The 20,402-nt window shown below is 62.5% G+C and carries 19 protein-coding genes; 6 read left to right on the forward strand and 13 right to left on the reverse strand.

Annotated elements, in window-relative coordinates:
* The first annotated feature begins 13 nt into the window (after positions 1–13).
* A complete protein-coding gene (locus C0606_11275) occupies positions 14–640 on the forward strand; it encodes a copper oxidase (GenBank protein ID PLX37320.1) in 627 nt (208 codons plus the stop codon).
* A 6-nt stretch (positions 641–646) separates the two neighbouring features.
* Positions 647–946: a hypothetical protein gene (locus C0606_11280; protein PLX37087.1), complete on the forward strand. Its 300-nt coding sequence runs from the start codon at positions 647–649 to the stop codon at positions 944–946.
* Between the two features lie 356 nt (positions 947–1,302).
* Here the strand turns inward: C0606_11280 and C0606_11285 are convergent, their stop codons facing one another.
* The 3 genes from C0606_11285 to C0606_11295 form a co-directional block, all read right to left on the reverse strand.
* Complete coding sequence (locus C0606_11285) at positions 1,303–2,034, reverse strand: cyclic nucleotide-binding protein (protein PLX37088.1); 732 nt, start codon at positions 2,032–2,034, stop codon at positions 1,303–1,305.
* 232 nt (positions 2,035–2,266) lie between these two features.
* Positions 2,267–3,916 carry a putative transporter gene (locus C0606_11290; protein ID PLX37321.1) on the reverse strand — a complete coding sequence of 550 codons (1,650 nt, stop codon included), beginning with the start codon at positions 3,914–3,916 and terminating at the stop codon, positions 2,267–2,269.
* Between the two features lie 155 nt (positions 3,917–4,071).
* Positions 4,072–6,111 carry an N-methylproline demethylase gene (locus C0606_11295; GenBank protein ID PLX37089.1) on the reverse strand — a complete coding sequence of 680 codons (2,040 nt, stop codon included), beginning with the start codon at positions 6,109–6,111 and terminating at the stop codon, positions 4,072–4,074.
* On the opposite strand from C0606_11295, the gene C0606_11300 reads away from it, so the two are divergent.
* Together C0606_11300 and C0606_11305 are read left to right on the forward strand one after the other, a co-directional pair.
* Positions 6,070–6,921, forward strand: a complete 852-nt coding sequence (locus C0606_11300) for a hypothetical protein (GenBank protein PLX37090.1) — start codon at positions 6,070–6,072, stop codon at positions 6,919–6,921. The two genes, C0606_11295 and C0606_11300, sit on opposite strands and share 42 nt — an antisense overlap.
* 111 nt (positions 6,922–7,032) lie before the next feature.
* The gene (locus C0606_11305) at positions 7,033–8,115 is read left to right on the forward strand and encodes an ABC transporter substrate-binding protein (protein ID PLX37322.1); all 1,083 of its coding nucleotides are present in this window, start codon (positions 7,033–7,035) and stop codon (positions 8,113–8,115) included.
* A gap of 75 nt (positions 8,116–8,190) precedes the next feature.
* On the opposite strand, the gene C0606_11310 is transcribed toward C0606_11305, so the two are convergent.
* From C0606_11310 to C0606_11335, 6 genes are read right to left on the reverse strand one after another with little or no spacing between them, the layout of a single operon-like run.
* Positions 8,191–9,258, reverse strand: a complete 1,068-nt coding sequence (locus C0606_11310; GenBank protein ID PLX37091.1) for a peptidase — start codon at positions 9,256–9,258, stop codon at positions 8,191–8,193.
* 26 nt (positions 9,259–9,284) lie between these two features.
* Positions 9,285–10,052, reverse strand: a complete 768-nt coding sequence (locus C0606_11315) for an ABC transporter ATP-binding protein (GenBank protein ID PLX37092.1) — start codon at positions 10,050–10,052, stop codon at positions 9,285–9,287.
* The gene (locus tag C0606_11320; GenBank protein PLX37093.1) at positions 10,049–10,885 is read right to left on the reverse strand and encodes a peptide ABC transporter ATP-binding protein; all 837 of its coding nucleotides are present in this window, start codon (positions 10,883–10,885) and stop codon (positions 10,049–10,051) included. Before C0606_11320 ends, C0606_11315 begins: the two co-directional genes overlap by 4 nt.
* On the reverse strand, positions 10,882–11,793 hold the full coding sequence (locus tag C0606_11325) for a D-ala-D-ala transporter subunit (protein PLX37094.1): 912 nt from the start codon (positions 11,791–11,793) through the stop codon (positions 10,882–10,884). The genes C0606_11320 and C0606_11325 overlap by 4 nt, the downstream gene beginning before the upstream one ends.
* Positions 11,790–12,821, reverse strand: coding sequence for a peptide ABC transporter permease (locus C0606_11330; GenBank protein ID PLX37323.1), 1,032 nt, complete (start codon positions 12,819–12,821; stop codon positions 11,790–11,792). The genes C0606_11325 and C0606_11330 overlap by 4 nt, the downstream gene beginning before the upstream one ends.
* 57 nt (positions 12,822–12,878) lie before the next feature.
* Complete coding sequence (locus tag C0606_11335) at positions 12,879–14,477, reverse strand: ABC transporter substrate-binding protein (GenBank protein PLX37095.1); 1,599 nt, start codon at positions 14,475–14,477, stop codon at positions 12,879–12,881.
* Between the two features lie 545 nt (positions 14,478–15,022).
* Here C0606_11335 and C0606_11340 point away from each other — a divergent pair.
* Positions 15,023–15,709: a hypothetical protein gene (locus C0606_11340; protein ID PLX37096.1), complete on the forward strand. Its 687-nt coding sequence runs from the start codon at positions 15,023–15,025 to the stop codon at positions 15,707–15,709.
* 456 nt (positions 15,710–16,165) lie between these two features.
* Here C0606_11340 and C0606_11345 read toward each other — a convergent pair whose 3' ends face one another.
* Complete coding sequence (locus C0606_11345) at positions 16,166–16,396, reverse strand: hypothetical protein (GenBank protein PLX37097.1); 231 nt, start codon at positions 16,394–16,396, stop codon at positions 16,166–16,168.
* 267 nt (positions 16,397–16,663) lie between these two features.
* A complete protein-coding gene (mmsA, locus tag C0606_11350; GenBank protein PLX37098.1) occupies positions 16,664–18,163 on the reverse strand; it encodes a methylmalonate-semialdehyde dehydrogenase (CoA acylating) in 1,500 nt (499 codons plus the stop codon).
* Positions 18,164–18,597: 434 nt separating this feature from the next.
* On the opposite strand from mmsA, the gene C0606_11355 reads away from it, so the two are divergent.
* Positions 18,598–19,059: a hypothetical protein gene (locus tag C0606_11355; protein PLX37099.1), complete on the forward strand. Its 462-nt coding sequence runs from the start codon at positions 18,598–18,600 to the stop codon at positions 19,057–19,059.
* Between the two features lie 369 nt (positions 19,060–19,428).
* Here C0606_11355 and C0606_11360 read toward each other — a convergent pair whose 3' ends face one another.
* Together C0606_11360 and C0606_11365 are read right to left on the reverse strand one after the other, a co-directional pair.
* The gene (locus C0606_11360; GenBank protein PLX37100.1) at positions 19,429–19,890 is read right to left on the reverse strand and encodes a hypothetical protein; all 462 of its coding nucleotides are present in this window, start codon (positions 19,888–19,890) and stop codon (positions 19,429–19,431) included.
* A gap of 95 nt (positions 19,891–19,985) precedes the next feature.
* On the reverse strand, positions 19,986–20,339 hold the full coding sequence (locus C0606_11365; protein ID PLX37101.1) for a divalent-cation tolerance protein CutA: 354 nt from the start codon (positions 20,337–20,339) through the stop codon (positions 19,986–19,988).
* Positions 20,340–20,402 lie beyond the last annotated feature (63 nt).

The raw sequence follows: 20,402 nt of genomic DNA on the forward strand, positions 1-20,402 counted from the left end.
GGACGACATCGATATGAACGTTGAGGATCGGGCGCCGTCAGGCGAAACCCGAGCAGAAGCGGCGCCGGCACCAGCCGCACCGCATAATCCGAACGAAGGCTGGGGCCCGCTGTCGGGCCTGCCGGGCAATCCGATCATGTGGCTACTGATCGCCAGCGAATTGCTGGTCTTCGGCGCCGCCTTCGTCGGCTACGCCGGCGCCCGCATCATGGACCCGCAAACATTCGTCGAGTCGCAGGATCATCTGAACCGCCTCGCCGGCGCGCTCAACACAATGGTGCTTCTGACAAGCGGCTATTTCGCCGCCCGTGCCGTCGCCGCGATCGAAGCCGGCGACAGCCGCATGAACCGGCTCTGGCTGCTCGCTGCCGGTTCGCTCGGCGTCGTCTTCCTGATCGTGAAGTTCTTCGAGTACGCCGAGAAGGCCGAGGCCGGCATCGGCATGGAAACCAACACCTTCTTCACGCTCTACTATCTGATCACCGGCTTCCACGCCCTTCACGTCGTTTTCGGCCTGGTGATCCTCGCCATCATCGCCAAGTGGAACTCGCTCGAAAATATCGAGACCGGTACCGCCTTCTGGCACATGGTCGACCTGATCTGGGTGATCGTGTTCCCCGTGATCTACGTGATGAGGTAGACAGCCATGCTCCGCAATTTCCTCACACGCCATCGCCTCGAAGCTGCTTGGATCGGCCTGATGATGCTGACCATCGGCACCATGGTGTTCGGCCGCGTCACCGGAACGGCGGCCCTCGGCACGGGTTTCCTCGTGGCGCTCGCCTTCGTCACTTTCTTCAAGTGCCGGGTGATTCTGCGTCGCTATCTCGGTCTTGACCGGGCACCCGGCTGGGCCACGACCTATGACGTCTTCGTCGCCGCCGTGCTGATTGTCGTGCTCGGCCTCGTCATCATCGGCAACAACATCGCCGGGACGGCCGCCTGACAGCCACACGCTTCCAACCATGTGCCACAGCCGCAGCTTCTGCGGCGGCACTTGGCGCGCGCGCTATCTTCAAATCATTCAAAGAAAAAAGAGGCCCAAATCCTTGGATTTGGGCCTCATTCGACAAGGCTATTCAGTCCATGAGGAGCCAAACGAAGAACTCTCGAGATAGGGGCGGTGGAATGATGGCTCTTCGGTCACCGTCGAGAAGTCTCGTTGACTGTTCCTTTATCGCCCGACCGCGCAAAACCCTCCTTGACGATCGTCAAGTCGGGAAAATGAAGTATAGGGAAAGCACTGAGCGCTGTTTTCCAGCGCGGTTTCGAGCCCCGCGTTCACCGGGTGCCAGACCGCTGTCAGCCCCGGGCCGGACCGCTGTGACGCTGAAGAACGGTCGCGCGTTCTTCCTCGACGAAATCGCGCAATTTGCCGACATCGGCGATCGAAGCCAGGTTCTGGTGCACCTTGACCCCATATTCCTTCAGCCGCTGGAACGCGCGTGACAGGCTTTCCGGCTTCATACCGAGACGGCCGGCGATCAGCGCCTTGTCGTAAGGCAGCATCAGCGTGCACGGCCCGCTGTTCTGCGGCGCCATTTCGATCAGGAACTCGGCCACCCGCTGCGCGCCGGTATGCGCCTTCAACTGCTCGATCTGCTGCACCAGCACATGCAGGTGCTGCGAGGTCGAGGCAAGCATGGCGAGCGCGATCTCGGGCCGCTCGATGATCTGGTCGAACAGCCGGCGCACCGGAATGACGGCAAGGCGACAGTCGGTAACCGGCTCGGCGCTGACCGGATAATGCCCGCCGGTAAAGGCGGCGGCTTCGGCAAAACTCTGACCGCGGGTGAAGACATGCACGATGGCCTCTTCGCCAGCCGGCGTCAGCCGATAGACCTTCACCCAGCCCTCGAACAGGACGAAAAACGCCTCCGCCGGATCGCCCTGCAGGAAGATCGTTTCACCGCGCTCATAGGAGTGGACGATGGCATTGGCGAAAAGGCCCTCGAGAGCCTCGTCGGGAATGCCACTGAAAATCGCGGTATCCCGAAGGATAGCGCGATCGCCGTCCCGCAATCCGATGGTCATAGCATTGCCTCGCCTATCGACTTTCCGGCTTGTTTTTGTCCGGCCGCGCGATGATGCCATCCCCCGTGCGTGGCCGTGAATCCCGGTGTCTGTATTTATCGTTTGTCGGCATGCAGGCGCCCTTGCCCGGAGGCAACTCGCACAACATCCCTTTGGTTAGTGCGCTGACACTATCGTCGCAGGCAGCCGAAAAAAAGGTCTTTTCGCTGCGGGAAAACACCGACAGCCAAGGCTAGAGCAGGAAAAGCACCAGGATCTGAGGCGCCAGAATGCGCAGGCACATTACCAGCGGATAGACGGTCGCATAGGCAATCGACTGCGCGGCTGCCGGCGACATCGCGTTGGCAAAGGCAAGCGCCGGCGGGTCGGTCATCGAACCGGCCAGAACACCCGACAGGCTGAGATAGTTCACCTTGAAGATCAGCCGCCCCACAAACCCGACGACCAGCAGCGGCACGAGCGTGATCAGCACCGCATAGCCCATCCACACGAACCCGTCGCCGTTGAGCAGCGTCTCGACGAACTTGTCGCCGGCCTTCAGCCCGACCGCGGCAAGAAACAGAACAATGCCCAGTTCGCGCAGCGCGTGATTGGCGACCGGCGGCATGAACCAGACGAACGGCCCGAAATGGCCGAGCCGGGCAAGTAGGATCGCGACCACGAGCGGTCCGCCGGCCAGGCCGAGCTTGAGCGGAGCCGGCAAGCCGGGCAGCAGAATCGGAATGCTGCCGGCCAGAACACCGAGCACGATACCGACGAAAACGGCCGAGAACTGAACCTCGTCGAGGCGGCGCTGCTGGCCACCGAACATGCCCCGCACCGCCTTCAGATCGGACGCGGCTCCGACGATCGTGAGAATGTCGCCGAACTGCAGCGGCAGGCAGCCGTCGGCTGACAACTGGGTGCCAGCGCGCGAGACACGCGAGATCGTCACCCCGTGACCCTCAAGGCCGAAGTCCCGGATGCGTTTGCCAAGCGCCTTCGTTTCGGTGACCGCGACCCGTTCCCACGCCATATCGGTGCCGCGGGTCGTCGTCAGCGCAACATCGACTTCCTCGCCAAGGATGATGACCATGTTGCGCAACTGATCGGCCGGGCCAACCAGATGCAGCACGTCGCCCATGTCCACCGGCGTCGACCGGCTCGGGTGGATCAGTTCGCTCCCTTTGCGCATGCGCGAAGCGACAACGCCCTTGTCGTAGAGGTCGGGCACTTCGCCGAGCTTCAGCCCGACCACGTTCGGATTTTTCACCGCAACATTGATCGCAGGCAGCTCCGCCGCGCCCCTCTTGCGAAGCCGGTCGTATTCCAGCTCTTCCTCATCGATACGAATACGCAGGACGAATCGCACGAGAAGCATGGTCAACAGGATGCCGATGATGCCGAACGGATAGGCGACTGCATAGCCAAGGCTCGGCAGGGCCAGTGAATTGGCGTTCGCGCCGACATCCTTCAGCACCTGCGTTGCCGCGCCGAGCCCCGGCGTGTTGGTCACCGCCCCCGACATCAGCCCGACCAGCGCCGGCAACGGGATGTCGGTGACGAAGTTCAGCACCACGGTGACAAGCACGCCGAGAACGACGATCGATGCGGCCAGCAAATTGAGTTGAAGCCCGGATTTCTGCAGCGAGGCGAAGAAACCGGGACCGACCTGCACGCCGATGGTGAAAACGAAAATGATCAAACCGAATTCGCGCACGAACTCGATCGTCGCCGGATCGAAGGAAATTCCAAAGGCCGAGGCGATGTGGCCGACGAAGATGCCGGCGAACAGCACGCCGCCAATGCCGAGCCCGACACCGCGATAGTGCCAGCCGCCAAGCACGAGGCCGAGGGCCCCGGCAATCGACAACGCCACCGTGGCCAGAGCCACGTCCGGCATGCCTTGCACGAACGCGATTATGGAGTCCATTCGCGGATCACCCTCCTGGGCGATTGCATCAATTGGTCAGGTCTGAGTTGGGAATCACAGGATGGGCCCTCATCCCGCCGCCGTCAATCGGGGTTTCGCCTCGGATTTGAACCGATTCAAACAGTCTACATGGGCAGACACAACCGAAGCGCCTCATAGATCGCGGCATGGATGTTGCGGCTCGCGACCGCGTCGCCGATCCGGTAGAGGCGGTAGCCACCATCCGGGTTGCGAGCGATCGTCTGCGGCTGTAGCGCCAGGTAGGCCGGGTGATCGAGCTCGCCGCGATTGATCGATCCCTCCTTCAGCGCGAAATAGAGATCGTCGAGCGGCAGCGTGCCGTGTTCGACGACGACCTGATCGACCTCGCGCGTCTCGATGCGCTGCGAATAATCGCTGCCGAGCGTCGCGACGACGCCGTTGCCCGCCCGCGCAACCGAGATCAGCCGCGTATTGATGGTGATCCGCACGCCGTGCTCGGAAAAGCTCTCGGCGTATTTAACGTGGTTGAGGCCGCCGACGTCGGGCGCGAAGAAGCGCTCCGGCGTGACGATCTCGAGCTGCGCGCCGCTTGCGGCGATTGCTTCCGCCGCCTGCAGTCCCGGATGCTGGCCGTTGTCATCGAACAGAAGCACATTGCGACCCGGCTTGGCGTCGCCGGAAAGAATATCCCAGCCGCTGACGACGAGATCGGACCCCGCATCGAGAATATCCGTGTTCGGCAACCCGCCCGTTGCAACGATCACCACATCGGGTGCTTCGGCCAGCACGTCGTCTGCTTCGGCGAACACGTTGAAGCGCATCGCGACGCCGAGCCGTTCGCATTCCTCGGCCCGCCAGTCGACGATGCCGATCAGCTCCGAGCGGCGCGGACTGCGCGCCAGAAGCCGCACCTGCCCGCCCGGCCGGTCGGCCGCCTCGAACAACACAACGTCATGCCCGCGCGCAGCGCTCACCCGCGCCGCCTCAAGCCCGGCCGGTCCTGCCCCGACGATGACGATCTTCTTGCGTTCACCCGAAGTCGGCGGGATGTCGTGCGGGATCGTCGCCTCGCGGCTCGTCGCCGGATTGTGGATGCACAGCGCCTCGCCCCCCTCATAGATGCGGTCGAGGCAGTAGGTCGCGCCGACACAAGGGCGGATGCGGTGTTCCTCGCCGCGCGCGATCTTTTTGACGATATGCGGATCGGCGATATGCGCCCGCGTCATGCCGACCAGATCGAGCTTGCCCTCGGCAATCGCGTGCCGCGCTGTCGCGACATCGGCGATGCGCGCCGCATGGAACACCGGGAATTTGGTCTCGGCGCGGATCTCACCGGCGAAATCGAGATGCGGCGCCGAACGCATGCCCTGCACCGGAATGACCTTGCTCAGCGCCGCGTCGCTGTCGATATGGCCGCGAATGACATTGAGAAAATCGACATGGCCGCGCGCCACGAGACGGCGGCAGATTTCGACACCCTCCGCGCGCGAAAGCCCCCGATCCCAGTCCTCGTCGACGACGAGGCGCGCACCGACGATGTAGTCGGCACCGACCGTGTCGCGGATCGCATCGAACACCCGATGGGTGAAGCGCAGCCTGTTGTCGAGGTCGCCGTTATATTCATCGTCGCGCCGGTTGGTCGCCGGCGACCAGAAGCCGTCGAGCAGATGGCCGTAGCATTCGATCTCGATGCCATCGAGCCCGGCCTCCTTCATGCGCGCTGCCGCCGCCGCATAGTCGCGCACGATGCGATCCATGTCCCAGTCTTCCATCTCCTTCGGGAAGCTGCGATGCGCCGGCTCGCGCACCGGCGAGGCCGCCAGCACAGGCAGCCAGGCGTCCTTGTTCCAGCTGGTGCGCCGGCCGAGATGGGTAAGCTGGATCATCACCGCCGTGCCGTGCTCGTGGCACTCTTCGGTAAGGCGCCGCAGATGCGGCACGATCTCGTCGCGATAGGCGTGCAGATTGCCGAAGGCCGGCGGACTGTCGGCCGAGACGATCGCCGAGCCCGCCGTCATGGTCAGCCCGATACCGCCCTTTGCCTTTTCGACGTGATAGAGCCGGTAGCGATCCGCCGGCATGCCGTCTTCCGCATAGGCCGGCTCGTGCGCGCTCGACATGATGCGGTTGCGCAGCGTGAGATGCTTCAGCTGAAACGGTTGAAGCAGCGGATCGGTGCTCATGACGAAGGCTCTCCTTGCGCGCAAACGAATATCGAATGGTGGACCGGCAGCGGGGCCGACGGCAAGCGGCTGAACGCGATCGCGCCGTGCATTTTTCCGCCACGCCGGCGCATTTGCCGGCAAAGAGCGCTTGTCGAGCACCTCATCGCGCTCTTAGTTGAGGACATGAGCAAACCGCGCCTTCTCGTCACCGGCTTCGATTCCTTCCCCGGCGTTCCGGTCAACCCGACGGAATGCGCGATGGCGCGCCTTGCCGAACGCTACCGGGACGACGGACATCTCGCCTTCCATGTCGTCGAGACGAGCTACGAGAAGAGCTTCGCCGGCCTGAAGCCAGTGATCGAGCGCCACCGCCCCGACATCGTGCTGCTGACCGGGGTCGACCGGACAGCGCGCGGGCTGCGGCTTGAGACACTCGCGCGTAACACCATCGACGCGTCCCGCATGGACAATCGCGATGTGCGGCCATCCTCCACGTTGATCGACCCCGCCAGCGCCGAAACGCTTCCGGCGACGGTTCACCTGGAACCGGTCCGGCGCACCCTTGAGGCCCACGCCATCGCCTGCGAAATGTCGGACAATGCCGGCGGCTACCTCTGCAACTACCTCTACTACCGGGTGCTTGCCCACGCCGCGTCGCTGGAACGTCCCTACAGCGCCGCTTTCGTCCACGTTCCGATGACCGTCGAGGCGCATATGGCGGCTGAAACGGCCCCCCAAGATGGCCACATCACCCTGCCGGAAGACGCCCTTGAGAGCGGTCTTTCGGCGATCATCGAGACGCTTCTCGCCACCCGCTCCGGCCAATAAACCAAAGCACCGCGAACCCGCTTGCCGCCACGTCACGGGTGTAGCAAACTCCCCCGCGAACCGATGCCCTGGGAGAGGATCGACATGACAACCAAAGACAAGAAATCCCTGATGGATCGCCGTCAGGCGCTGAAACTCGGCGCAACCGGCATGGCCGGCGCGCTGGCTGCTCCGGCGATTGCCCGCGCCGCCGACGGCATTACCTGGAAGATGGTCGCCTCGTGGCCGAAGAACGTCCCCGGCGTCGGCATCAACGCCCAGCGCGTCGCCGACATGATCACCGAAATGTCCGGTGGCCGGCTGACCGTGCAGCTCTTCGGCGCGGGCGAACTCGTGCCGCCGTTCGAGTGCTTCGACGCGGTCTCCACCGGCACCGCCGAGATCATGCACGCAACGCCCTATTACTGGCAGGGTAAGGACAAATCCTTCCACTTCTTCACAGGCGTTCCCTTCGGCCTGACGGCTGTCGAACACGCCGCGTGGCTGCGCTTCGGCGGCGGCCAGGAGCTCTGGGAAAAAGCCTATGAGCCGTTCGGTGTGATCCCGTTCTATTCGGGCTCGTCGGGCGTTCAGGCCGGTGGCTGGTTCCGCAAGGAAATCAACTCGCTGGAAGACTTCAAGGGCCTCAAGATGCGCATCGCCGGCCTTGGCGGCGAAGTCATGCGCCGGGTCGGCGTCAACGTCACACTGCTGCCGCCGGGCGAAATCTTCCAGGCCATGGAAGCCGGCACCATCGACGCAGCCGAATGGGTTGGCCCGTGGAACGACCTCGCCTTCGGTCTCTACCGCGTGGCGAAGTACTACTACATGCCCGCCTTCCACGAGCTCGGCCCCGCGCTCGAAGTCAGCGTCAACAAGGCCGCCTACGAGGCGCTCCCGGACGATCTGAAGGCCGTTGTGCGCACCGCCGCCATGGCCTCGGCGATGGAAGCGACCGCCGACTTCACCTACCACAACATCACGTCGCTGAAGCCGCTTCTGGAAAAGGAAGGCGTGCAGTTGACGACGCTTCCCGACGATGTCGTCGCAGCGCTTGGCGTCGAGTCGGAAAAGGTGCTGGCCGAGATCGGCGAAACGAGCCCGCTGGCGAAGGAAATCTACGACAGCTTCACCGCCTATCGCACCGAAGCGACGGCCTACGCCGCCGTCAGCGACCAGGCGGGTCTCGCCATGCGCGCCGCCGTCATCAAGTAACGTCTCGCAGCATTTCAAAAAAAAGAACCCCGGCATGCCCTGCGTGCCGGGGTTTTTCTTTTCAGATGAAGGCCCCTACTCGCCCCAGGTGGTTTCCAGCACCCGGATCCAGTTTTCGTGGGAGATGAGACGCATCGTCTCCTCGTCATAGCCGTGCGCGCGCATGGCCGCCATCAGCCGCGGCAGGCCGGTAGCGTCTCCAATATCGGCAGGCACTTCGGCGCCGTCGAAATCCGAACCGATGCCGACATGCTCGACGCCCATCGTCTCGATCATCGCATCGAGATGGCGCAACATCAGGTCGAGGCTCATATTGGCGCCGCGCTGGCCGTCGGGCCGCAGGAACTGGGTGGCAAAGTTGAGCCCGACGATGCCGCCGCTGTCGCGCACAGCGTGGAGCTGCTTTTCCGTCAGATTGCGGGCGTGCGGGCAGATCGCGTGCACGTTCGAATGGCTGGCGATCAGCGGCGCATCCGAGATCGCCGCGACATCCCAGAAGCCCTTCTCGGTGATGTGCGACAGGTCGATGGCGATGCGGCGCTGATTGCACGCCCTGACAAGCGCCCTGCCGGTCTCGGTCAGTCCGCCGCCGATATCCGGCGACGAGGGATAACGGAACGGGACCCCATCGCCAAAGATCGTCGGCCGGCTCCATACCGGTCCGAGCGAGCGCAGACCCGCCGCGTAGAACACGTCGAGCGCATGGAAATCCGGGTCGATCGCCTCCGCACCCTCGAAATGCAGCACGGCGGCGACCGCGTCATTCGCCACCGCGGAACGGATGTCCGCCGCCGACCGGCAGATGCGGAAATCGCCGCCCGACTGCTCTTCCATCCGGGTCAGCAGCGAGATCATGTGGAACGCGGTCGGCAACGCTTCGGCCTGCGGAACCGGATCGGGCAGCGGCACGTCGTAGCTCGCCCCCTGCATCTGCCCGAGCAGATCCTCGTCGAAGGGCGACGGGATCCACACCGCGAACAGCCCGCCGGCAAAGCCGCCCTTCTTCATGCGCGGCAAATCGAGGTGGCCGCGGTCATCGCCGTTGACGAAATCGGCGACCGGGTCGTCGGTCGTCTTCTCCGCCAAGCGCGACAGCACATCGTTGTGACCGTCGAAAACAGGCGTAAGCGTTTCGGCATCCATGAAGCGTGTCTCCAGAAAAAAGACTGTCAGGCGGTTTCGCCGCGTCGGAACCCCTCGCTCGCGCGCAGCAGGTCCTGTGTATAGGCCTGCTCGGGGCTGTGGGCGCGCAGGGTTTCGCGGCTCAGTTCCTCGACCGCCGCGCCGTTCTGCATCACCACAAGCCGATCGCACATATGCGACACGACGGCGAGGTCGTGACTGACCAGCACGAAGGTGAGATTGTGTTCGGCACGGATGCGGTCAAGCAGGTTCAGCACCTCGGCCTGGATCGAGGCATCGAGTGCCGAGGTCGGCTCGTCGAGCAAGAGGATACGCGGCTCGAGGATCAGCGCGCGGGCCACCGCGACGCGCTGGCGCTGACCGCCGGAAAGCTGGTGCGGATAGCGAAAGCGGAAGCCGCCGCCGAGCCCGACCTCGTCGAGCGCCTTGCGGATGCGCGCTTCGCCATCGCTGAAGCCGTGGATGGCGAGCGGCTCCGACAGCACCTGATCGACCGTCTGGCGCGGATGCAGCGAGGCGTACGGGTCCTGAAACACCATCTGCACCTGGCGATAAAAGGCCGGCGTGCGCGGGGTCCGGAGTTCCTCACCGGCAATGCGGATCGCCCCTTCGCTGGTCGGCGCCAGCCCACAGATCGCGCGCAGCACCGTCGACTTGCCCGAGCCGGACTCGCCGACGATGCCGAAACTCTCGCCCTCGTCGACCGACAGGCTGAGCGACTTCACCGCCCGCACCGTCTGCTCGTTGGCGCGAAAGGTCACCGACAGGTTTTCGATGTCGAGGATAGCCGTCATAGCGCCCACGCCTCGTCGCGTTCAAGCACCGGCAAGGGCCGCACACCGCCGGCAATCTTCGGCAGGCAGTTGAGCAGCCCGCGTGTGTAGGGATGCTCGGCATGCTGCAGGTCGGACGCCTTCAACTCCTCGACGACCTTGCCGGCATACATCACCAGCACCCGGTCGCAGAACGACGAAACGAGCCGCAGATCGTGCGAAATGAAGATGAGCCCCATGCCGCGATCGGCCACGAGCCGGTCGAGGATCGCCAGAACCTGAAGCTGCACGGTGACATCGAGCGCCGAGGTCGGTTCGTCGGCGATCAGAAGGTCCGGATCGCCGATCAGCATCATCGCCAGCATCGCCCGCTGCCCCATGCCGCCCGACAATTCGTGCGGATAGGCATCGAACACCCGCTTCGCATCGCGGATCTGCACGGCTTCAAGCATCTCGAGCGCCTTGTCGCGCGCCTCGCGCTTGCCGGCCTTGTGCTGCACCGTATAGGCCTCGACGATCTGCCGGCCGATGGTCATCACCGGGTTGAGCGAGAATTTCGGGTCCTGCATCACCATCGACATGCGCCGGCCGCGCAATGCCCGCCAGGTCTTCTTCCTCGCCTTGCGCAGATCGATGCCGTCGAACTCCATCCGGTCGGCGGTGACGATGCCAGGCGACTGGGTCAGCCCGAGGATTGCTCGCCCGGTCTGCGACTTGCCCGACCCGGACTCGCCGACAATGCCGAGCCGCTCCTGGCCGAGCGAAAAGCCGACATGGCGCACCGCCTTGATGGTGTCGGTGCGCGTTGGATAGGTGACGCTGAGGTTCTCGACCGTGAGAAGGGTGTCCGTCATGACCGCCCCTTCGGATCGAGCACGTCGCGCAGTCCGTCGCCAAGCAGGTTGAAACCGAGCGACACGACGAAGATGGCAATGCCGGGCATTGCCGCGACCCACCACTGATCGATCAGGAAGCGCCGCCCCGACGCGATCATCGCGCCCCATTCCGGCGACGGCGGCTGCGCGCCGAGACCGAGGAAGCCGAGGCCGGCGGCCGTCAGAATGATGCCCGCCATGTCGAGCGTCACGCGGATGATCACCGAGGACAGGCACAACGGCACGACGTGGCGCAGGATGATGCGGAACGACGAGGCGCCCTGCAGCTTGATCGCGTTGATGTAGTCGGCGCCGCGCACCGTCAGCGTCTCGGCCCGCGCAATACGGGCGTAAGGCGGCCAGGACGTGATCGCGATCGCGATGATCGCGTTCTCGATGCCGGGCCCGAGCGCGGCGACGAAGGCGAGCGCCAGAACGAGCCGCGGGAACGCGAGGAAGATATCGGTGATGCGCATCAGCACCACATCGAGCCAGCCGCCGAAATAGCCCGCCGTGGTGCCGACCGCGAGCCCGATCGGAGTGGCGATCACCGCGACCAGCGCGACCACCAGCAGGGTGAGGCGCGAGCCGTGCACGATACGGCTGAAAATGTCGCGCGCCTGCTCGTCGGTTCCGAACCAGTACTCGGCCGACGGCGGCAACAGCCGGGCGGTGCGCAGATCGCCGCCGGCAACCGGCGAATAAGGCGCGATCACATCGGCGAACACCGCCATGAAGATCAAAAGCAGCACGATCGCCGCGCCGATCACGGCGAGCTTGTTCTCCAGAAAGGCGATCCAGATGCGGTAGCTCTGCCCGAGCCGGGCCTGTCGGCGCGACAACGGGTTTTCGGTCAGGAGCCACTCGCGGCGCTCGCTCCAGCTCATCGCTCCCCCCTCACCCGCGGATCAAGCAGCCGGTAGAGAATGTCGGACAATGTGTTCAGCCCGACGAACACCGCGCCGATCACCAGCGTCGAGCCGAGCACCGCGTTCATGTCGGCGTTCTGTAGTGAATTGGTCAGATATTGCCCAAGCCCCGGCCAGGCGAAGACGGTTTCCGTCAGCACCGAGCCTTCGAGCAGGCTTGCATAGGATAACGCGATCACGGTGACGAGCGGCACGGCGGCATTGCGCAACGCATGGCCCCAGATGATGCGCCACTCGGCAACGCCCTTGACGCGCGCGGTGACGACATATTCCTGCGCCAGCTCGTTCAGCATGAAGGAGCGCGTCATGCGGCTGATATAGGCCATCGAGAAATAGCCGAGCAGGCTCGCCGGCAGGATCAGATGACTGAAGGCGTTGGCAAAGACGCCCCATTCGCCGGCCAGCGCCGCATCGACGAGCAACATCCCCGTCTTCGGCGTGACGATATAGTCGTAGGCGATATCGAGCCGGCCCGGACCGGCGGTCCAGTCGAGCCGTGCGTAGAAGACCAGAAGCGCCATCAGGCCGAGCCAGAAGATCGGCGCCGAATAGCCGATCAGCCCGACCACGCGGACGATCTGGTCCGACAGCTTGCCCTTGCGTACGGCCGCCAGAACACCGAGCGGCACACCGAACAGCGTGCCGATGACGATGCCGCCGCTGGCCAGTTCGATGGTCGCGGGAAACACCCGCAGGATATCGTCGATCACCTTGTTGGCGGTCAGCACCGAGGTGCCGAAATCGCCCGTCAGCGCCTTTTGCAGATACATCCAGAACTGCTCGTAGAGCGGCCGGTCGAGACCGAGTTCGAGGAAGACGCGCTGATAGACCTGCGGCGGCGCACGATCGCCGACCACCGCAAGCACCGGATCGACGGGCACGATCCGGCCAATGAAGAAGGTCACCGCCAGAAGGCCCAGAAAAGTCAGGGCGAACGAGGCGATCACGCTTCCGACTGAAATGAGGAAACGCCGGACGGCGCGCACGAATGAATGTGCGGTGCCGCCCGGCTCAAGGCTGGTTATGTCCGACAATGTCGCGAACTATTCCTTGGTCACTTCCGCGACGCTGTTGGTATCGAAGGACGGGCCGATGATGAAGCCATTCACATTCTTGCGCATGGCATCGACTTCGACTTCTTGGAACATGATGACGAAGGGCGAGACCTGCTGGTGCTCGCGCTGCGACTTCTGATAGGTCGCCGCCCGTTTGGCCGCATCGCCCTCAAGCACGGCAGCCTGGGTTTCCTTCGTCATTTCCGGGATATCCCACGCATTGCGCCATGCCAGAGGCTTGGCCGCCGCGTCGTCGGAATTGTCCGGATTGCTGGCGAAGGTATCGGCGTTGGTGTGCGGGTCCTGATAATCCGGGCCCCAGCGGCCGATATAGATGTCGTGGTTACGGGCGCGATACTTGGTCAGCGTCTGCTTGCCGTCGCCCGGGATGATCTCTAGCTTGACGCCGGCCTGCGCGAAGGTCTGCTGGATCGCCTCGCCCATAGCCGTGATTTCCGGCGTGTTGCGGGTGTCCATGGTGACCGAGAAGCCATCCGGATAGCCGGCCTTGGCCAGCAGTTCCTTGGCCTTGGCGACATCGAGCGAATACGGCGTGTCTTCAACCGCGCCGAGGAAGCCGCGCGGCAGATAGGCCTGATGCACGATCGCCTTGTTCTTCATGATCGTGTCGGCAATCGCGCCATAGTCGACGAGGTATTTCAGCGCCTGACGCACTTCCGGCTTCGCCAGGATCTCGTTCTTCTGGTTCAGACCGAGATAGTAGATCGTGCCCTTCACGCCCTGCTGGATCTTGATGTCCGGGTTGGAGGAAAGCGCATCGAGCTGCTCGGAGCCGAGCTTGCGGGCAACGTCGATGTCACCCTTCTGCAGCAGAAGCTGTTCGGTCGCCGGTTCGGGGATGTGGCGGTAGATCACCCGCTTCATCGCCGGCGCGGCGCCGGAAAAATTGTCGTTGCGTTCCAGAACGACGATTTCATTGGCCCGCCAGTCCTTGATCGTGAACGCGCCGGAGCCAGCATAATTCGTCTTCAGCCAGCCATAGCCGAGGTCGCCGTCGGCCTCGTGTTCCATCACGACCTTCTTGTCGACCACGGACGCCACCGTCGCCGTCATGCAATAAAGCACGAAGGACGAAGCGTAAGGCTTGTCCATCTCCATGGTGACCGTGTAGTCGCCGGTCTGCTTGATCTTGTCCATCGCGTTGTCCGGCGTCAGGCCGAACTGCCCGATGATGAAGGCCGGCGACTTGTCGAGGATCACCGCGCGCTGCAGCGAGAACGCCACGTCTTCCGCGGTCAGCGGATTGCCGGAGGCGAACTTCAGCCCTTCGCGGATCTTGAAGGTCAGCGTCTTGCCGTCTTCGGAGACCGTCCAGCTCTCGGCAACGACGCCATACATCTTGGAGACGTCGTTGATATCGAACCCGATCAGCCGCTGATAGGCGTTGCCGGCGATCTCCGCGGTCGAGAATTCGAAAATTTCAGCCGGATCGAGCGAAATGATGTCATCGATCGCCCACGCTTCGACAAGCGTGTCGGGCGTGGTTTCCGCCTGCGCCGGCACAAGCCCGAAGGCAGGCATGAGCGCGAGCGCGGAAACCGCGAGAAGGCGCGAAATTCGGTTCATCTGGAATCTCCTTTGCGACAAGGAACGGCCCCTGTTCCGGCTCTACCGTGAAGGCCATGCTGCGTTGTGAATAAATCCACAGCCTGACGAATTAAGGACACTGGTCCCTACGAAAGTCAAATGAGTCTCTGACGAGGTTTTTTGCTCCAAAACATCGAATTTGAGGAAACTTGTTCCTTTTTTGTCAATGATTTAGCTGAGCAGGCACATCAAAAAACCAGCACCAAGAAAGCGCAAGAAAACGAAGACCCCGCCGTTTTCGCAATCGGCGGACGACATCGGAACAACAACAACCGCAAATAGGAAACGCCGGCTCGCCACCGCCCTTTACCAAGACATGGACACTTGCTTGCGAGCACTTCGCGACCTCCGATAGTGTGTTGGGAACAAAAATGAAATCGAACTCTACAGAGCCCGTATACGCACGCTGTTCGGAACCATGGAAAGGCATCTGAAAAGTTGCCCCACAGAAGCCGGCCGGCGGGGTCGCACTTTCACAGTCAGGGGTAACCAAGGTGCAGGTAAGATCACCACAAAATAAGGGCGTGCCGACCTTTTACGATCCGCTCGTAACGGTCAAAGCCATCGGGGAGTTAACGAAAATTCTGGCGGAGAACAGTCTCAGCATCGAGACCAATTCGGACTTCGCCGTTCTCGAAACCGAATGTGAGCAAATCCCGGAAAAGGACCTGAGCGAACAGTTCAGCACCCGCTTTTTCGACATCACACCGGCGACGGGTTTCTGGCTCGGCGCGCGCAATGCCGACAAGAAGCTGGTGTCGCTGCAGGCGGCACGGATCGAGAACCTAACCGGCGTGTCGCTCGCCGATCACTGGATGCAGCAGCAAAGACGCGTCTATTGCGATCCTTATGGAGAGGGGGAACTCGGCGACCAGCACTGCCCGGGCGCCTACCTGGTGACCGGCAACGTCGTCTATCACGGCGATATGTGGCTGGATAAGGAACTGCGCGGCAAGGATCTCGGTTCGATCCTGTGCCGGATGGGTCAGTTGCTGGCATTCGCCAAGTGGCAACCGGACTACATCTACTGCTTCATGAGCGAAAAGCTGGTGCAGAAAGGCTTTTCAACCGGCCAGGGTTACTTCCACATGCAGCCTATTGGCACTTGGTGGCAAACGCCGCCCAAGCATATCCGCCATGATGACTGGCTGCTTTGGAATACGTCCGGGGATCTGCGCTATCTGGCACAGATAATTGCCGGATCGGCCTGATCGGCGCGGTCATGCAACCGAGCAAACGGTGTCCTGTCGCTGTCGTCAGCGGCAGGATAAGCCGCTCATAGGCGATATCGATCTCACCGAACATGTCGGAGATGGTGCGCGCCGACACCACGTCGTAGCGTGCCTCGCCGGCAATCGCCTCCGCGTAGCCTTCGGCCGCGAGCCGTTCCAGATTGTCGTCGGGTGTCGCCCGGCGCTTGGCCAGCGCGTCCCTCGACCACGCCGCGCCGTAGCACCGCGTGACATAGGCGTTGTCGCCGATGAAGACGAAGGGCGGAGACGCGCCCCCGTCCAGGTCGGCGGCGCAGAATGTCAGCTTCGAGATGATCGGCTGAATGTCGGCAGTAATCTGCCCACCAGCCTGCCGCCAATACCGCCAGAAATCGGAGATATCGTCACACGACAGACCTCTGTCGAGAAGTGCTGTATTTTGCCTCTCGCAGAAATTCATTGAACCCGACCACCTCCTGCGCTCTGGATCAGATTGGAAATGCCTTCGACATAGCTGCACGCCATGTCCACTTCGGCATCCGCCAGATCGAAGATCGTATCCTTGCCGTATTCCTGCATGATGTAGGCCCGGAACAATTCCTCGATGCCGAGGGACTTGACCAGGTACACCAGCGTCGCGACCCGATTGTCACGCGATAGCGCCTTCGCATCCTCAAGGATGCGCATAACATCTGAATAAACCGTTTTCTCAATCATAGCACCTTACCGAGATCAGCCTCTGCTGGATGTCAAATAAGACGAAATACAATCAGCTCGACAATCCCCGAAAACTCTGGGTTTGCAACCAAATCGAACCACAACGCAGTGAAAATACCATAAAACTCGCCTTGTTTCGCCGACCATCCTTAGCGAAACGGAAAAAGCCCGACTAAAAAGCCGGGCTTTCCGTTTACACAGCGGTCAGAAACGCCGCAACGGCGCTGACACGAAGGCCTACTTCATCGTCGGAATGACGAATTCCGCGCCTTCCTTGACGCCCGACGGCCAGCGCGCCGTAACCGTCTTGGTCTTGGTGTAGAAGCGCACCGAGTCCGGACCGTGCTGATTGAGATCGCCGAAGCCGGACCGCTTCCAGCCGCCGAAGGTGTGATAGGCGAGCGGCACCGGGATCGGCACGTTGATGCCGACCATGCCGACATTGACCTTCGCGGCGAAGTCGCGTGCCGCATCGCCGTCGCGGGTGAAGATGGCGACGCCATTGCCGTATTCGTGCTTGGACGGCAGCGACAGCGCCTCGTCGTAATCGTGCGCACGCACCACTGACAGCACCGGACCGAAGATCTCTTCCTTGTAGATGCGCATGTCCGGCGTGACGTTGTCGAACAGGCAGCCACCCATGAAGTAGCCGTTCTCGTAGCCCTGCATGACGAAGTCACGGCCGTCGACGACGAGCTTGGCGCCTTCCTTGACGCCGAGATCGACATAACCGCGCACGCGCTCGAGCGCCTGTTGAGTGACGAGCGGACCGTAATCGGCTTCCATGTCGTTCGACGGGCCGACCTTGAGCGCCTCGACGCGCGGGATCAGCTTTTCCATCAGCGCGTCGGCGGTGCCCTCGCCGACCGGCACGGCAACCGAGATCGCCATGCAGCGTTCGCCGGCCGAGCCGTAGCCCGCGCCGATCAGCGCGTCGACGGTCTGATCCATGTCGGCATCCGGCATGATGATCATGTGGTTCTTGGCGCCGCCGAAGCACTGGGCGCGCTTACCGTGCGCCGCGCAGGTCGTATAGATGTACTCGGCGATCGCCGAAGAGCCGACGAAGCCGACGGCGCGGATGCGCGGATCGGTGAGGATCGCGTCGACCGCTTCCTTGTCGCCATTGACGACGTTCAGGACTCCCTCCGGCAGGCCGGCTTCGATCATCAACTCGGCAAGACGCATCGGCACGGACGGGTCGCGCTCCGACGGCTTCAGGATGAAGGCGTTGCCGCAGGCGATCGCCGGCGCGAACTTCCACATCGGGATCATCGCCGGGAAATTGAACGGCGTGATACCGGCAACGACACCGAGCGGCTGGCGCATCGAATACATGTCGATCGCCGGGCCGGCGCCCTCGGTGTACTCGCCCTTCAGCAGATGCGGGATGCCACAGGCGAACTCGACCACTTCGACGCCGCGCTGGACGTCGCCCATCGCGTCGGGAACGGTCTTGCCGTGCTCGCTCGACAGCAGGCGAGCAAGACTGTCCATTTCCTTCTGCACGAGGTCGAGGAACTTGAACATGACGCGCGCGCGACGCTGCGGGTTCTGCGCGGCCCAGGCGACCTGAGCGGCTTCGGCGTTGTCGATGATCGACGCGACTTCCGCCGCCGATGCCAGCGCCACCTTAGCCTGCACTTCGCCGATATTCGGATCGAATACATCGGCAAAACGCCCTGACGTTCCGGCCACATTCTTGCCGCCGACAAAATGTCCGATTTCGCGGGTCATGCCTCTCTCCCTGTTTGTTTGTTCGAGCGGGCGAAAAGACACCCGCCAGCCGAAAGGCACGGGATACCGCGCCCGGCATTTGACCGTTGCCGCAGCTGTCTGAAACCCGCCGACGGCAACGCCATCGGTCGTTTTATCGCGGCATTTGGTTTTGCGAAAGGGACCTTCAAGCGGGCTGCCGGGAAAACCGGAGCTTGGCAACAGCCGGCCGGATGACCGCTGTCAAAAAAATTTCGCTTTGCGGGAATATTCCCTGCGCAAGGCACGTATGTGTCTTGCCTCGTCACGCCGAGTTGACCGGCGGCGCGCTTGAGCGGCGCACATGCCAGTTGCTACCGTCACGAGAATTGTTGCCGGGGTAAAACGAATTTCGACCGGGCGGTCCGGTCGTCGATCCACGCGCTTCGCAGGTCGCGCATCCAACGAACGTTCTTATGGAGATACACATGGCCAAGCTTCGCCTCCTCGCCGCCGCCCTCTGTCTCGGCGTCGCCACCACGACCGGTGCTCACGCTCTCGACGACGAGATCGGCGCCCGCCAGCAGCTCATGCAGGACATCAAGGCCGCGATGGGCGCGTCCGTCGCCATGGTCAAGGGCGAGATGGAATACGACGCCAAGCGCGCCGAACTCGCCATGCGCACGATGAACGCGGCGGCGATCGGCCTTCCGATGTTCTTCACCAAGGACAACTCGGAAGACCTCGACACCGAAGCCGGCCCGAAGATTTGGCAGAACATGGACGGCTTCAAGACCGGCGCCGGCATTCTCGCCGGTACGTCCGACGCCGCGGCCAAGAAGGCCAGCGAAGGCCTCGACGCCTTCAAGATGGCGTTCGGCGATGTCGCCAAGACCTGCAAGGGCTGCCACAGCGAATACCGCGTCGAAAAGAAGTAAGCGCCCCCGGACTTCAGTCCGCTCCCATCGAGACGCGTCCGCCTACCAGGCGGGCGCGTTTTTGTTTGTCTTCCGCTCCGCGTGAACGCCGCTTCACGGAGCTGCAAAGCTTCGTGAAGACGCCAGTTTCCGCTGGTTCTCAGGCGAGTTGCGGCGCTAACCTCCACTCGTTGCCTCGTCCGGGGAAAACCGAGGGAGAAGCCAGATGAACCCGAACAGATATCGAGTAGCCACGCACGAAACCGACGCCGAACCGCTGTGGAGCGGCTTCGTCTTCGCAGCCGTTTTTTGGGGAATGGTCATCGGCGGCGCGGTCAGCATGTGCTAACGCCCGCCGAGTAGTACCAACCCTAGCAGATGGCCGTCACATCAAGACGAAACCGCCTTCACAGCGTATCCAATCACCTCACCTACGATCTTCGTTATCGCAGCACGGCGGGTATCTGTCGCGACGTCATTCGCAAGTTCGGTAAGCGATGTACCCGGAGTCTTTGCCTCAACAACCTCCGGCATCATGTTGAGGGCCGCCAACGCTTTCGAAGTCAAAACAATGTGCGAGAGGCAGTCTCCATGTAAGGACCTAACAAACCCTTCGCTAACGAGCCAAGAGGCAGCACTTCTAAGGAAGTCATCAAATTTCATTCCATCAATCGGATCCGCAAATTTGATTGATTTTGTGCCAAGTGGACCCGGCGTGTCGTGAAGCAATTTAAGCCCGAGACCCTCGCCAATCATACGTCGGTCAATCTCCGTGACGACCGGGAAACTCTCATACAGCTGAGCAAAAATAAGCCCTACCACTTCGTTGAAAAGGTCGATATTGCGCGGCATGTCTATTGTCCGAAATTTTGTGAAGAGAAGTCGAAAACAACAATCTCATAAGTTGCATCAAAGCAGAATATTCACCCAATTTTCAAGGTGTGTAGTCACCCTTTCCCCTCACTAATCTCAGCTTTCGCCGACGACGTCTCGTCAAAAATCCAGTCGCAGAAGGCAGGGTTCCCACCCTCGGTCGGCAGCACGAGCACGGCCGGCACATCATAAGGGTGGCGCTCGACGATCGCAGCGACAACCGCATCGGCCAGGGTCGAGCGCGTCTTGACCAGCATCACCACCTCGTCCCCCTCCTCGACCTCCCCTTCCCATCGATAGACCGAGATCATCTGCGGCAGAATGTTGACGCAGGCACATAACCTGTCGGCGACCAGCGAACGCCCGACGCCGAGCGCCGTCTCCTTGTCGGGAAAGGTCGAATAGACGAGGACCGGATGGTCGGGCATGGCTGCCTCCGCGGCTGTTCGAGACCCGCGCGATGGTGCGACGGAGCGCCTGGCGAGGCAAGC

The sequence above is a fragment of the Hyphomicrobiales bacterium genome, from assembly GCA_002869065.1.
In the GTDB taxonomy this organism is placed as follows: domain Bacteria; phylum Pseudomonadota; class Alphaproteobacteria; order Rhizobiales; family Rhodobiaceae; genus Rhodobium.